This window comes from Bacillus sp. 3a, from assembly GCF_017161885.1.
GTDB lineage: Bacteria > Bacillota > Bacilli > Bacillales > Bacillaceae > Bacillus > Bacillus safensis.
Genome location: NZ_CP067376.1, coordinates 945,203 through 961,018, shown reverse-complemented (window position 1 = coordinate 961,018; position 15,816 = coordinate 945,203). Strand labels below are relative to the sequence as shown.

General features: G+C 38.2%; 10 protein-coding genes and 1 pseudogene. 5 read left to right on the top strand and 6 right to left on the bottom strand.

Features of this window, described 5'->3' with window-relative positions; all coding sequences use genetic code 11:
* Positions 1–192: 192 nt before the first annotated feature.
* Positions 193–1,074 carry a UTP--glucose-1-phosphate uridylyltransferase GalU gene (gene galU, locus JJ692_RS04675; protein ID WP_008343198.1) on the top strand — a complete coding sequence of 294 codons (882 nt, stop codon included), beginning with the start codon at positions 193–195 and terminating at the stop codon, positions 1,072–1,074.
* 27 nt (positions 1,075–1,101) lie between these two features.
* Here the strand turns inward: galU and tagH are convergent, their stop codons facing one another.
* Positions 1,102–2,703: a teichoic acids export ABC transporter ATP-binding subunit TagH gene (gene tagH / locus JJ692_RS04670; protein WP_206534273.1), complete on the bottom strand. Its 1,602-nt coding sequence runs from the start codon at positions 2,701–2,703 to the stop codon at positions 1,102–1,104.
* A gap of 19 nt (positions 2,704–2,722) precedes the next feature.
* Positions 2,723–3,550, bottom strand: coding sequence for an ABC transporter permease (locus tag JJ692_RS04665; protein ID WP_044335380.1), 828 nt, complete (start codon positions 3,548–3,550; stop codon positions 2,723–2,725).
* Positions 3,551–3,868: 318 nt separating this feature from the next.
* On the opposite strand from JJ692_RS04665, the pseudogene JJ692_RS04660 reads away from it, so the two are divergent.
* Positions 3,869–5,157: pseudogene (locus JJ692_RS04660) on the top strand (CDP-glycerol glycerophosphotransferase family protein).
* Between the two features lie 92 nt (positions 5,158–5,249).
* On the top strand, positions 5,250–6,380 hold the full coding sequence (locus tag JJ692_RS04650) for a glycosyltransferase (protein WP_206534272.1): 1,131 nt from the start codon (positions 5,250–5,252) through the stop codon (positions 6,378–6,380).
* Positions 6,381–6,487: 107 nt separating this feature from the next.
* On the opposite strand, the gene JJ692_RS04645 is transcribed toward JJ692_RS04650, so the two are convergent.
* The 3 genes from JJ692_RS04645 to tagD all read right to left on the bottom strand — a co-directional run bounded on the left by JJ692_RS04645 (position 6,488) and on the right by tagD (position 10,764).
* Positions 6,488–8,764, bottom strand: coding sequence for a CDP-glycerol glycerophosphotransferase family protein (locus JJ692_RS04645; protein WP_206534271.1), 2,277 nt, complete (start codon positions 8,762–8,764; stop codon positions 6,488–6,490).
* A 48-nt stretch (positions 8,765–8,812) separates the two neighbouring features.
* Positions 8,813–10,279, bottom strand: a complete 1,467-nt coding sequence (locus tag JJ692_RS04640; protein ID WP_206534270.1) for an alpha-glucosyltransferase N-terminal domain-containing protein — start codon at positions 10,277–10,279, stop codon at positions 8,813–8,815.
* A 95-nt stretch (positions 10,280–10,374) separates the two neighbouring features.
* Entirely contained in the window at positions 10,375–10,764 is a 390-nt protein-coding gene (gene tagD, locus JJ692_RS04635; protein WP_034624575.1) for a glycerol-3-phosphate cytidylyltransferase, read from the bottom strand.
* Between the two features lie 366 nt (positions 10,765–11,130).
* Between tagD and JJ692_RS04630 the strand changes: the two genes are divergently transcribed.
* Positions 11,131–11,901: a WecB/TagA/CpsF family glycosyltransferase gene (locus JJ692_RS04630; protein WP_024426277.1), complete on the top strand. Its 771-nt coding sequence runs from the start codon at positions 11,131–11,133 to the stop codon at positions 11,899–11,901.
* Between the two features lie 11 nt (positions 11,902–11,912).
* Entirely contained in the window at positions 11,913–13,103 is a 1,191-nt protein-coding gene (locus JJ692_RS04625) for a CDP-glycerol glycerophosphotransferase family protein (protein ID WP_277602654.1), read from the top strand.
* Positions 13,104–13,120: 17 nt separating this feature from the next.
* Here the strand turns inward: JJ692_RS04625 and JJ692_RS04620 are convergent, their stop codons facing one another.
* Positions 13,121–15,751 carry a glucosaminidase domain-containing protein gene (locus JJ692_RS04620; RefSeq protein ID WP_206534269.1) on the bottom strand — a complete coding sequence of 877 codons (2,631 nt, stop codon included), beginning with the start codon at positions 15,749–15,751 and terminating at the stop codon, positions 13,121–13,123.
* Positions 15,752–15,816: the final 65 nt, after the last annotated feature.

The window sequence follows — 15,816 nt, the reverse complement described above, 5'->3', positions numbered from 1 at the left end:
TTTCAATTTTTACATCTCCTTTACTCTTTTCAACATAAAAATTTACACAAACTCTTTACAATAGATAATGAATCAGATCATGCATTTATCGTAAATCATTTGTCATTTCTATCATTTGTAAGTTACACTTTATGAAAGATGAAAAATGAAGCCAAATCATTTTTTTTATATGTAAGGAAGGTGCAAAGTTCATTGAAAAAAGTACGTAAAGCCATTATACCAGCTGCAGGTCTTGGGACACGTTTCCTCCCTGCAACAAAAGCAATGCCTAAAGAAATGCTCCCAATCGTTGATAAACCAACCATTCAATATATTATTGAAGAAGCTGTTGAATCAGGAATCGAAGACATTATTATCGTCACTGGAAAAGGGAAAAGAGCCATTGAGGATCATTTTGATTTTGCACCAGAGTTAGAGCGCAATCTTGAGGAAAAGGGAAAGAGCGAGCTTTTAGAGAAAGTGAGAAAATCCTCTAACATTGCTGACATCCATTACATACGTCAAAAAGAGCCGAAAGGACTCGGACATGCTGTTTGGTGTGCACGTAACTTTATCGGTGATGAGCCTTTTGCTGTTTTATTAGGTGATGACATTGTTCAAGCCGAAACACCTGGACTGCGTCAGCTAATGGACGAATACGAAAAAACCCTTTCATCTGTCATCGGGGTTCAGCAAGTAGCGGACAGCGATACGCATCGCTACGGGATCATCGACCCACTTACACAAGAAGGACGCCGCTATCAAGTCAAAAACTTTGTTGAAAAACCGCCGCAAGGAACAGCACCATCGAACCTAGCCATCTTAGGGCGCTACATTTTCACACCAGAGATCTTTATGTACCTCGATCAGCAAGAGATTGGTGCAGGCGGAGAAATACAACTGACAGATGCCATTCAAAAGCTAAATGACATCCAGCGCGTCTTCGCCTATGATTTCGAAGGAAAACGATATGATGTCGGCGAGAAGCAAGGCTTCATTGAAACGACGCTTGAGTTTGCTCTTCAGGATGAAGAATTGAAAAAGAAACTCATTCCATTTATGAAACAGCTTCTTGAAAAAGAAGAAGTGAATTAAAAAAAGCTGCCGGCATCGGCAGCTTTTTTATTTAATGACTGAAATAGTCAGTGTATGCTGTTCATTATCAATGACAAACAGGTTGTTTTCGCCCTTCACTGCGAACTTTGTTCGTTTCTCATTCATCCAGACATTTTGTTCTGTCAGCCCAAGTGTGGAAGGAGAGATTGGCATAATATCGCGAAACACAATCGTGTTTGCCTGACCATTTTGAATGACATAGTCGGTTTTCTCTGTGGTCAATCGCTCAATCGTATCTCCTTGATCATTTTTCACTGAACTCAGCGTTTGCATTCTCTGTTTCAGCACAGATTCTTCTTTTCCAAGGAAAGACAGTAAATACTCATACGAACCTGCCGATGCAGGTGATACATAGGAATTAAACTGTCCTGGTCCAATGGATAATGACTTTAAATCCTCTGCATTTTGAAGCGCAGCAGGTTTAACAAAATACGTTTCTGACGCAGTTTTAATTTGAACGCTTTGTTTATTTTCAGCCACAGCCTGTACTTCTTGTCCAAATACCAAAGTGATATCGGCCTTTTTTTTCATGGCTTGGTCTTTGTAAACCGTAAGTGGATCTGCCGTGACTATCAGCTGTTGATCCACCTTTTTCATATCGGGCGCTCCCTTGGTCTGCGGATGCTTCGACTGAGGCGCTTCTGTCTTATCTGATGGGATTGCACCAAATGTCGCCAATGTACGAAGCGGGCGATCTGAAAACATCGATAAGGCTAGCAATAACGTTAAGACCGCTAAAACTGTCACTTGAAATGCGGGTCCGAACAATGAGCGGCGTTTTCCGTTCTCTTGATAACGAGACACCTTTTCTGTCTTTTGTATGCCTTTTCTGCCTTCCTTATGTTCCATTTGGTATTTTTGTTTTTCTTTCTTAGAAAGCTTGTTAAACCAGTCAACAAACTCCTTATATTCCTTTACGACCTTATTCGTATCATCAAACATGCGAAGCTCACCATAATGCATCCAAGCCACCCGATCACAGATTTTTTGGATTTGGCTAATAGAGTGACTGACAAAAAAGATCGTCTTTCCTTGTTCTTTGAATTCTGTAATGCGGTCCACACATTTTTGATAGAAGGTTTGGTCTCCAACAGACAGCGCTTCATCAATAATGAGGATATCCGGATCGATATGCGCTGAAATGGCAAAGCCAAGACGTGATTTCATTCCGCTTGAATAGCTCTTAACCGGCTGGTCAATAAAGTCGCCAATATCCGCAAACTCAACGATTTTTTCATAAAGCTCGTCTATCTCTTTATTCGTCAGTCCCATCATTAAGCACTTTAAGCGAATGTTGTCTTTCCCGCTTAATTGGTTGTTCAGCCCTGCTGCAATGGCAATTAACGAAGGCTGGCCGTCCATATCAATTTCACCACTTGTCGGTGGAATGATTTTCGCTAGAAGGTTCGACATTGTCGATTTCCCAGATCCATTAATCCCTACAAAACCAATTGTCTCGCCTTCATATACATCAAAGGACACATCACGAACAGCAAAAAAACCTTTTTCATTTTTATTAGGTAAAAACAGCCCTTTGATCTTATCCGACTGCTTTTTATATAGGACGTATTGCTTGGATACGTTTCGAAACGAAACCTTTAGTTTCATCGTATAATCTCCTTACTTTTTAAAGAAAATCGACAAATTTATCCCTGAATTTCATATGAAGCAATGAACCGATAGTTAAAAGAAGAAGCGTGATCAGCCAAAAATAAAGTGTGTATTTGACATCATGGAAGAACCATTCTCCCTTTAATAAGCTATTTCTGAAACCATCAATAATATAGAAAAGAGGATTCAGTCTTAATATGTCCCCAATCCACGCTTTGTCTCCAGTGAGCTTCTCTGAGATATTCCAAAAAATCGGCAGCAAAAAGAAAAGTAATCGTGTCACAGATTGTAAAAGAAATTGATAGTCTCTCACGAGTACACTAATCGTGGAATTAAACAAACTAAACGAAAACATAAACGCGATCATACAAATAAGATAGTATATATATTGCAGCCAATGTGCGTCAGGATAGATGCCATAGGAAATCAGCACAATTAGATAGACACCCATCATAACAAAGTAGCTGAACAAGTTGGACATAATCACCACAGACGGCAGCGCACTAATCGGAAAATTCATTTTCGATACCATATTAATGCGTTTAAACACACTGTTTGATCCATCAAGAATGGTCGGACTAATGAAGAACCACGGGATTAAACCGGCTAGCATCCAGATGATAAATGGAACCTCCATGTCTCCAATGGCAATTGGCTGTCCTCCGCGAATGCCCATACCAAAAACAAACCAGTAAGCCAGCATCTGCATTAATGGATTTAAAAACTGCCATAAAACACCCAAATAATTCATCTGATATTTTGATTTTGTTTCATAAACAGCAAGTCGCATAATCAGCGGAAGTGAGCTGATTTGCTCTCTTAATATTGTAAACAATGCGTTCATTCTAATCTTCCTTAGATATAAGTTTTTGGGATTGCCTCTTTTAAAAAAATCACCGCTCATAATTGTAACAGATGTTGAGAAATATTTCACTTTTCAAAGCGAATGAGTATATTAAATAGTAGGGAAATTTGATCAAAATAAACACTGGTATATTCAGCTATTCTAGGTTACTAATTACCTTATTATATCATTGCTTTATAATTGTCATTAGAATATAATTATCAGGATAATTGCATTTCCAAAATAAATATCATTTTCCTATTATATATATTACATGAAGGGGCTTAACATTAATGAGAATCAAGCAATTCAAAAAAAATCGTTACAAGAAAGATTAAATTTATTTTAAATCCACTAATTGAGTTTTCCAGAGATTCACGACTTCGTATTAGAAGTAAATACACCTCCTATTTAGAGAAAAATCCGGTTAGAAGTAATTATATTCTATATGAAGCTTATCATGGCAAAAGTATTTCTGGAAATTGTTACGCAATTTTTCTAGGCTTGATGAAAGATAGTACTTTTAAAGATTTACATCATGTTTGGGTCATTAATGATTTCAATGATCCAATGATTGCAGAATTAAAGCAGAAAACTTCTAATATTTCCTTTGTTAAAGTTGATAGCAACGAATATCTAAAATATTTAGCAACTTCAAAATATTTAGTTAATGATACGTCATTTCCTTTTTACTTTATTAAAAGAGAAGAGCAAGTATATATCAATACATGGCATGGAACTCCTTTAAAAACTTTAGGGAAGGATATTAATAAAAGATCAATGTCTGGTCATAAAAATATCCAAAGAAATTTGCTTCATTGTGATTACCTTATTAGCCCGAATACTTTTACGTATGAAAAATTACTAAAATCAAATGATGTATTTGGGATATTTGCCGGGGAAATTGCAAATATCGGTTATCCTAGAGTAGATTTAACATTAAACACTAACAGTGAAAGTGTTAAAGAAAGATTAGACTTACCTTTTAATAAAAAAATTGTACTTTATGCTCCAACATGGAGAGGAACAATAGGTGCCGAAGAGGATACTTGCTATACATTGCATAGTGAAGTGGTGAAAATTCAGCAGGCGCTTGGTGATGATTACTTAGTACTTTTAAAATCTCATTACTTTTCTTATAAATTTTTTAAACAGAGTGGTCTTGAACATCTTTGTGTTCCAAACTGGATTGATACAAATGAACTTTTATCAGCTATAGACATTTTGATTACAGATTATTCAAGTATCTTTTCGATTTCCTACCTTTAAAAAGACCTGTCTTTTTCTATATGCCTGACTTACGTGAATATGAATCAGAAAGAGGTTTTTATTTAGATATAACAAAACTTCCAGGACCTATCTGTGAAAATATAGTTGATTTAATTGACAGCTTAGGCCAGCTAAACAGTTTAAATAACTTCAATAAACAGTTTGAAAGTCAATACAAAGAGTTTTTAGATGAATACTGCTCTTATGATGACGGAAATGCTACTGATCGACTCATTGACATAATATTTAAAGGGAAAAATCAAGATGAATTAATCAAGGTTGAAAGCAATAAACAAAATTACTTTTTTATTGTGGGGGCTTCTACAATAATGGTATAACCGTTTCAGCGACTAATTTATTTGATCAGATTGATTACAGCAAATATGAAGTTGTTGTCATTGATAACTCAAATTATCATAAAGATAAATGGATGAACATACAAAAGCTTCATCCTAATGTTCATATTATTTATAGACCAGGTTTTGTTAATAGAACATTAAAAGAAACATATAAACAGAATCTAATTTTCCGTCGTGGTTTATACAATAACAAAATGTTAAAATACACTCCAGTAAACTCATACAAGAGAGAATTAAAGAGAATTATTGGTAATACGAAGTTTGATGTAGGAATAGATTTTGGAGGATATAACAAATTTTGGACTCTTCTTTTCGCATTCGGAGATTTTAAAGTCAAAAGTATTTTCCTGCATGCCGACATGATGAAAGAGTATAACAAGAAAGTGAATCACAAATATAAACATCGTGGTAACCTAAAAGTAATTTTCTCACTGTACAAGTTCTTCGATAGAATTGTTTCAGTTGCCGAATCGACTAACATAGAAAATCACTTGAACTTAAGCCCTTATATTCCTAATGCTTTAGAGAAAATGGTTTTTGTTAATAATGTAATCTCGCCTAACAAAGTCCTTCAAATGAAAGAAAATAAAGAGATTATAGAATTTAATAATGAGAAATATTTAATTACTTATCAAAATGATAAAAACGAATCCATCGGTCTTAATCTATCTGGGATTCCACTTCCAAATAAGGAGTATATCAACTTTATAACTATAGGAAGATTATCTCCTGAAAAAGGGCAAAAGAAATTAATTTCTGCTTTCTCACAATTACACAAGCATTATCCAAAAGCTGTATTGTATATTGTGGGTGAAGGGCCTTTAAAAAGAGAATTAAAGGATCACACAAAAAAGTTACATCTAGAACATTGTGTGTTTTTTGTTGGACAACTCGAAAATCCATTTTCTTTACTAGATGAATGTGATTGTTTTGTCTTATCTTCAGATTATGAAGGGCAAGGCTTGGTTCTCATGGAAGCAATGATTTTAAAGAAACCAATTATAGCTACCGATGTAACTGGAGTACATTCCGTCTTAGAGGGTGGATATGGATTATTAGTTGATAATAATGAAACTGCGCTATTTAATGGTATGTCTGATTTTATCCAGAATAGTATGGAACAAAAATCCTTTGATTACGAAAAGTATAATAGCGAGGCGCTAGATCTCTTCTACAAAAATGTCTGTACAAAAACTAATTAACCACTTATATAGAATAAAATTATATGTATTAAAAAACACCTTTGGATAATGGTCAAGTATTGAACTTGATACCTTCCAAAGGTGTTTTTCCATCTATAAGAAAACAATCAAAAGCGTTGTGAATTAAAAACTACTTCAACGACCCGCTTCGAAGATTCTCCAGTCTCTAAGTAACAGAATTTCTCATAAAACGGTGCAAATGAAGCTGGTAGTGTAAAGTCTGGCTGTTCTGTTTCTCTCACCCAGTCAATGACACTTTCTGTCTCTTTCACAAGTGGTCCAGGTGCTTCTTGTTCAAAGTCGAAGTAGAAGCCTCTAAGCTTGTCACGATATGTTTCAATGTCTGGCACATAGAACAGCATCGGACGTTTGAGGTTTGCATAATCAAAGAACACAGATGAGTAATCTGTGATGAGCAGATCAGAAATCATATAAAGGTCTCTAATGTCTTCGTAATGAGAGAAGTCATAGGCAAAGCCTTCATATGGTCCTAAATCAAAGTTTTCAGCAACTAGATAGTGCATACGCAGAATGATGATATATTCATCTCCGATTGCAGCTCTCAGTTCATGCAGATCAAGGTCTAAATCAAATTTGTACTGCCCTTTTCTATAAAATTGATCGTCTCTCCATGTCGGTGCGTATAAGATCAACTTTTTATCCAGCGGCAGGTTCATTTTTTGTTTCAGTGCTCTCATCGTTTCTTCATTGTTTTGATTGTGAAGGAAGTCATTTCTCGGATATCCTGACTCAATCATGGTCTTTTGGAATTGGAACGCACGTGTAAAGATTTCAGTCGAGTAGGCATTTGGAGAAATGAGATAATCCCAATTCGAGGCTTCTTTTGTGAAATTCTTTTTGTATTTCTTCGTGTTTGTTCCAGGCATATGCACCTCGTCCATGTCCATTGCCAGCCGTTTTAACGGCGTACCATGCCAAGTCTGCAAGTATGTTGTGTGATCTGGCTTTGGAACCCATAGCGGCAAACGGCTGTTTACGACCCAATACTCGGCTCTTGCCATCGCAAAGATCCATTTCAATGACAGACGATTGATATAGTAGATGCCTTTTTCCTTAAACGGTGCTTCATGACCCTTTTTAACGCTCCATATCAGCGTATATTCAGGGTGATGTTCTTTCATATACTCATAAATCCCACGCGGGTTACAACTGAATTGTTTTCCATTAAAGCTTTCAAATACAACGGTTTTCTTTTTCACAGACAGCTTACTCGCCAGCTTAAAGGTCGTTTTAAACGTTCTTGTCACAAGGCGGTTACGGACTTTTCTGATTTTGCCGATCTGCTTTTTGAATTTCTTCCATTTGCTTTTGACGTAATACTTCGCACGTGTTTTCATTGTGTAATCATTAATACGAATGCCAAGTGTTTGTCTCTTTTTCTTTCGGTACACTTCATATCGAATCGGTACATCGTTTCGTTTATGAATTTGAACAAGTCCTTTAAGTTTGTTCGAGCGGTCTCCAAGCACTAAAGAAGTGGTTGTTAATGTTTCCTCTGCTCCGTTCACATCGCAGATAAATTCAAGATAGAAGCGATATACAAGTCGTTTGTTCAAGGAATAGGTCAATTCCTCTAAAGGAACCTCTGCTAAAAATTGATAAAGCTGTGGTACACGTTGATCATCACGGTATTCGATCACTTCATCTTTTATATGGGTGATATTGACCGGAAAACGATGCTCAATTGGTTCTTCACCATTTTTCTTCAATAGCAGCTTTGCTTCTTTGATCTCATACGGATGTTCTGCACTTAATACGCCTGCATACCCGGATAGAGATAACATACACCCTTTGTTGAGATCGATATGATTGAATTTCACAACCTTTAGCTCACGCTTGATTTTCAAAGAAGCATTCCCTTTGTCTGTACGGTATGGAATGATACACAGCATGGCGTCTTTATTTTCTAAAAAGGTCAGCTCAGGCTTTTCTATTTCCATTTTTAAACGGCGTTTATAGTTTGACGTTTTCTCTTCAGATTCAATATCTGTATTGATACCCTCTTCTTTTACTTCTTCTTCCTCTTCTTCGGAATCAGAATCATAAGCTGAGTCCTCAAGCTCGTCCTCATCCTCTTCTTTGTTTGTGCTCAAATAGTCCGTGACATACAAGTTATATGTCTGGCCTTGCTCTAACGCAAGCGGCAGCGATGCTTCATTCAATACCAATTTGAATAGATTCTCTTCTTGATGGACAAGCGGAAGGAAAAGTTCTTGTTTCGAAACTCTCTCCCTCATAAACAAATAAAATTCTCTATCTGTTAATGGCATGTCATCGTTGATGCGAATCAGCATTTCTAGTTTCTCATGGTGATTTTTTAACCCTTCAACGACACTCTTCTTATGAATTCCCTCTTCAATCATTAATCGTTAATCTCCTCTGTTCAGAAATCTTACCGTTGTGTAATATCACTATTTCACTTTCCAAGAATAGTTGCCTTGTTTCGTTTGATATGACCATCCATCGATGGACGATGGTTTATTCGTAAGCAGCTCACCTTCTATTTCTAGACGCTGCAAAACCTCTTGAAGTTCTTCTGTTTTAAAACGAATGTAAAAATCCACAAATTTCGTTTGGTTGATTTCAATGTTTTTCTTTGTTTGAAAATGGCCGATTGGGAAGCTGACTTGATGGTTCTCATCGATTGTTTGAGAGATGATTTCAGCTCCATTCACTCGATCATATCCTGCGAAATCAATTTGCACATGATCCGCATGACTCATTTCACCTTTTAACTCGAGTTGAAGGTGAAGAACATGATGCTCAGAGCTTAGATCACGCAAGACCCATTTCATGCTGTCAACGATCCCTCTCAGTTCATCTTTATGCTCACGATTTTCGAGCATATGATGAATCGCCGTATTCCAAACAGTCTCTTCGTCAGAAGGAACAAGATAAAAATAGGCTTGTTCCCCCAATAGTTTTTCGACATCTTCTTTATGTTTAGTATCCCCAAAAAAGACAGCATCCACTTGCTGTTTTCTTATTTGTTTAAATAATTCTCCATATTGAGAATTGATTTGATGCAGATCTTCCTCATAATGTGCGTGATGCACAAATGCAGCGTAATAGGTTGTTTCAGGCTGATCGATTTTAAACAGGTGGCGGTCCTGATCACGATCCTCTGTGATCATCAGTTTCAAACGGTTATTTTGTGATTGAATGCTGGATAACCATAATTGTTTAATATCCGTCTTCTTTGTAAATGTTTGAATTCCTGTTTTTTTATACCAATTAATATGCCGGACTGGATTCTTTTTTACTTCTCCATGGTAGATGAACTCCATATAAATACTGCCATCGTCATTGATCAATTCCTCTAAGTATAGTGCACCTGTATGGGGAACAAAGCTTTGTACTCTGCATAAAACGCCCTGCCAATTATATTCTTCCCTTTTCACCAATTGCTGCTCTTCATTATATTGTTCAATATAACAAATGGGAGAAGAAGATCGTTCATATCTCGTCACCTGAATCGTGGGTTCATCTGCCGGAATCACTGCTTCATTGATCGAATGCGATGATTCACTGACAATAAATTCCGAGTAACGTCTCTTACTACCGCTTTCCGGTAGAATATAGTGTTCATACACATTCAAGATGTCAACATCAGAAGAAAAGATCTCTTCCATGCGGTGAATACTTTCCTTTACATTTGCATCATAATTCAAAGTTAAAATTGCAGTACGTTTGTGTTGATCAGCTAATGGTTTTATTCTTGCTTTTAAAGACTCAGTTAAGCTCTCATCCTCTTTTGGTACATCACCCATAATAAAATAGTAGTCCATATCAGGCATGTCAACTGATGTCATTGTTTCATGTTGTTCAGGTTGATCCAATGTGTCTTCAACTTTTTTCTTCATCCAATTTTGAAACAAAGGAAGCTCTCCTTCATAATATTGTTGACTTACTCATTGTATTTTACATGAAAAAGTACTTCTTACCAAAAGATAAGAAGTACTTTTTTGATCTATTAAAGTCCAGCAATTTCTTCTTTAATTTGGGTTGTCGAGATGCCTTCTGTTCTCTTCAAGTATACGACTTCGCAATGTTCTTTTAAGAAATCGAACTTGCCTTCCCAGTCATCTCCCATAACAAACACATCAATATCATGCTGTTGCACATCATGAATTTTTTGATCCCAGCTGTTTTCTGGAATGACTTCGTCAACATAACGAATGGTTTCAAGAATCAGCTTTCTATGCTCGTAACTGTGATAAGCTTTTTTTGATTTTTGTAAATTAAACTCGTCTGTAGAAATAGCCACCACTAAGTAATCTCCAAGCTGCTTTGCACGTTCTAGCAGCTTAATGTGCCCCCAGTGTAATAAATCAAATGTACCGTAAGTAATAACTTTCTTCATTGCAAACATAAACTCCTTTCTTTCATCCTTATTCGTCTGCTTTAAGCAGTAATGTTATCCGTAATCTTATTATCATCGATCATTTTTTCGCTCTTTGGAACTTCATTATATCACAACGCCTATGAAAGGTTAAGAAAATGTAAAGACAAACTATTTCCAATTTATTGGGCGCAGGAGGAAAAGTCCGAGGAATCAATGTTTCACAGAGGATCGTCCATTTGAATTGATGAAAATGTCATGAAATTTAAAGGTTTGTAAAGTTATTGTTAATATTTCATGGAGCATCTGTGATAAAATGATGAGTAGGCGAAGAATGAATTTACAATGAACGTTCATAGATAACAAGTTAAAAAGGAGGTCTAAACAATGCAAACAGAAGTGGTCTCTAATCTTTCTTATGTAAACGGCGACTTAGATGAATTTATCAGCTATATGAACCAGCATCATATTTCTCAGAGAAGAGGCGCCATGATTGCGACTGTCAATCCAGAGATAGGCTATGCCGTCATGAAGGATCATGCGTACCATCAAGTCGTCTCATCTGCGGATTATGTACTGCCGGATGGCGTAGGCGTCGTATTGATGTCCCGCATGACCCAAAGTCCGCTTAAGTCTAGAATTGCCGGCTTTGATGTCTTCATGTCTATGCTTGATCTAGCAAACAAGCAGTCTAAAAGAATCTTTTTATATGGTGCGAAAAAAGAAGTGCTTGAGGCTGTGAAACAGCGAATTGATACGGAATATCCAAATGTGGTCCTTGCCGGAAGCTGTGACGGCTATCAAGCCGATAAACGTTTCGTTGCGAAGCAAATCGCGCGCTCGAAACCTGATATGGTGTTTGTTGCATTAGGTTATCCAAACCAAGAGAACTTTATTTACGAATACCGCCATTTATTCCCGCAGGCTGTTTGCATCGGTTTAGGCGGAAGCTTTGATGTATTTAGCGGAACGGTGAAGCGTGCACCACGCTGGATGATTAAGACAAATACAGAATGGCTGTACAGATTGATTGTGAATCCATGGAGATGGAAACGAATGCTCAATATTCCTAAGTACGCTTTTGCCGTCTTAAAGGAAAGCAAAGGAAAAAAACGTTACTATCCTGAGCAGGTAAAGGATCAGACGAAGCAGCTGTGAGAGACTGATAAATGATGAATATACGCTCAATGATGATTTCATGTTACGCAGCTTTTATTTCTTTCATTGGATGGCTGATGAGCAGCGTGAAGCCTCGTGAAAACCAGGTGACGCTGCTTGTTTCATTCCAAGAGAATGCGGCTGCTCTCATTCATACTTATCAACACCAGGCGAATATGACAATGAAGCTTACTGTCCTCTATACGAAGCATGCTTCTGCGATAGAAAAGGACGAGCCTCATCTGTCATTTCGCTATTTTCATGAAAAAAATCCTCTCCATCTCATTCAATGTCTGTATACGATGTTTAAAAGCAAGGTTGTCGTGACAGATAATTATTTTCTCATGACGAGTGTGCTCAGAAAACGGCCTTCTACCACCTGTATTCAAGTATGGCATGCCAATGGGGCTTTGAAAAAATTCGGGCTCGAAGATGCTTCAAATTCTGAACGAAGTCCCCGTGACATCGAACGCTTCAAACGTGTCTATGCGTCTTTCGATTACATTGTGACAGGCTCAGATCACATGCGTGAGATTTTCAAGACCTCGTTTGGGGTCAATGATGAACGCTTTTTACCAACTGGTGTACCACTGACTGATGTGTACTACGAACAGCACCAGCCTTCCTTGAAGCTAAATAATGTTCCAAAAGGGAAAAAGATCCTGCTCTATACACCAACTTATCGAGACTTTGCAATGGACGGTCTTGTGCTGCCTTTTTCAAAAGAGCAGTTACAAACTGATCTGAATGGCGATTACATTCTGCTCGTCAAGCTTCATCCTGCGGTCAAACATTTAGCGAAAGCAGAAACAGACGGTGAATGGATATTTGATGTGTCCGATCAGCCGCTCTATCCATTGCTTTGTGCTTGTGATGTCCTGGTGACAGATTATTCATCGATTGTGTTTGAATATGCACTGCTCGAAAAGCCTGTGTTGTTCTTCACGTATGACTTAGACACTTATCGAGAGAAACGCGGCTTAGTCGATCGGTATGAAGATATCATCCCTGGTAAGGCTTGCGTCACTCAAGACATGCTCTTGCAGGAGCTTTTACACCTAAACGGATCAACCAATAAAGAACGAATTAAAACCTTTGCTGAGGAATGGAACCAATATTCAAAGGGACAATCCAGTCAGCAGCTCCTCTCATTTATTGAACAGCAGCTGCTCCTACACAAAAAACGTCCGGCTTCTCATTAGGAAGCACGGACGTTTTTTTATTTGTTATACACCGGGATATCATAATACAGTGTATAGTCATCAAGCAGGTTATACAAACTATACATGCGAGTGACTTGCTTAGAAGCCCAGCCAATATCTGTTGCATATTGATGAGTCGCTGCAGCCGACCAGCGCATTTTATAAATTGTATCTTGCTTGTATGTGGCATTATTGATATAGCTGTTGCCAATGAATTTTGCTCCGCCAATAATGGCCGCCTCTGGCGTGAACCATTGTTGTTCATACGCATACTTTGCACCAAGATAATTTGGATTGCTGTCATATGCGCCAATGCCATACATGTTATAAACTTTCTTTCCATTATACAATGTACCATTCGCTAAAATGGAACTTCCGTTACCCGTTTCAAGCAACGCATGAGAAATAAGATAAATTTCGTTGATATGATACGTTTTTGCTGCTGTAATAAAGGCTTGTCCTTTACCCGCAAGAATCCCTTTTCCTGCTAAAATCTTTGAATTGACCTCTGCTGGATTGAGATTCGCAGCTTCAGAGAGTTTCAGAAATTGAAAATAAGATTGCGTGCCTTCGGCAATATTAGCTGGATCTACATATTTTTGCACCTCTGTTGCACTTGCATTTCTCCAGCCGAGGTTGATCCTGATCCAGTTCCCTTCTTTCCCAAGCTGTTTCACTTTTGCTCCTTTATTGAGCTGTGCCACAATGTTGCTTGCAGAGCTCGAATCAGGTGTAGAACGGACATTTAAACCATCCGTATTCACTGTCGATGTGGCTTGGTCTACATATGCTGCATAAACATAGGCCGCACCATCTGTCTGTGGTGATACCTTCATTTGTTTGTTGACCATCTCATTGATAGTAAGGTTGTAGTTCGTTTGCATGACCATTGGGCCATTTTTAATTTTTACGGCTGTGGCAGTCCAGCCATATTGGCTTTTCACAAATGCAATGGCTTCATTTACAGTTGGTAATCCTGTAAATTGCTGCGTAATGTTAATTTTGTAAGTTGGTTTCGTTGTTGTTGTATACACAGCGGTTTCATTCCGTTTTTTGAAAAATGCCAAGCCTTGGTCACGCAGTGCAGCGGTTGAGATGACACCTGTTTTGATCTGATATTGAGCATAATCGGCTGCGCCTGTTTTTTGTGCAACAGCCTTCATTTTTTGTTTCGTTAAATAGCTGAGTGCTTGATTCAGTTTTGTCTGATTCACTGTCGGCTCTGTCATGATACGGTATTGCTTGACCGCTTCTGTCAGCGTTTTTGTACTGCTGGGAACGCCATTTTTCTTGATAATCTCTTGAGCCTGCTTCACTTTAGTTTGTTCATATACAGGTGTTGTCTTAAGACTATATGTTTTGCTGACAGCTTGTCCCTTACTTGTCTTGATGCTGCTTGTCAGCTTCTGCGTTTTTAAGTAGGCGGCACCTTTATTCACTTTCGCTTGGTCCACTGCTTGATTGACGACGAGTCGATATGTGCTGTCTGATACCTTGCCTGTTTTTTTCGTTGTCGCAGATACTTTTTTCTTTTGGAAGAAAGCCGCTGCTTTTTTCGCTTGGTCATCTCCTAAAAGGTTTCCCGTCACGACTTGATATGGCTGTGTGGAAGAAATCTTTTTGGAGGTGTAGCGCCATTTCTTTTTCTTGAAAAAGGCTACCGTTTTGCCGTAAGCTGTATCGTTCAATTGATTGAGCTTCACGATATAATTTTTTGTTTTTCCCACTCGCTGGACAGCACCTGCAGCACCGGTTTGTTTCTTAATCTGAGCTGCAGCTGAAGCTGCTTGTTTGTTGTCTTTAAAATAGCCTGATTCCAAGCTGTAGACATTTTTTAAGGCACCAGTCTTTTGAATCTTCCCGCTGATCTTTGCTTCTTTTTGCAGCTGAGTAAGGAGCGTCTGTGCTTTCGACTCGTTCGCTTGTGCAGCGGATGTGACGATGTAATACGGCTTACCCGCTGTCACCGTTTGAAGCACTGCTGTTAAGCCGGATGCCTTTTGAAAGCCTTGCAGAATGGTATTCGCCTTACTTTGTCCAACAATACCGCTTGAAATCAGCTGATACACAGTGCCAGCTTTCGTTTCGGTTTGGTATGTACTGGTGACACCTGCCTGCTTTTGCAGCTCAGTTTGAATATTTTTCACTTTCGTTTCAGAATCAATGGTTCCTGATATGACCTGATAAGAAGGTTTGCTTTGATTGATGACTTCATAGGAGCTATTGAGCCCTGATGTTTTTGTTAGCTCAAGTGAGAGCTTTTTCGCCTGACTTTCATCATTGACTGGGTCAGATACGACCTTTTGTAAAGGAAGGCGGTCACCTACTGGAGACACCGTACCACTCATGCCCACTTCTTTTTTTAATGCAGCTGCACTTGCATTCGCTGCTGCTTGCGACTCATATCCTGAAGCAGTGAGCTGATAGGTCGACGTAGTTCCTGAGGTTTGATAAGTGGCTGTCCACTTTTTGTCTTTCTTTAGTGTTTCCACTGCTTTTTTCACTTCTGCTTCTGTTGTAAATACCTTTGAGGTGTTCATCGTATAAATGGATTGATCGACATAGGAGGCTGCTTGCGCTTCTTTACCCGTGTGTAATGTCATACCAAAGGCAGCTGCGAGTAACATAATCTTGATGGTTTTTTTCACGTTCCCTGTCCCTCTCTTAACTTTGCATAATAGTCTACTAATCTCTTTATCGACAAAAACAAGTA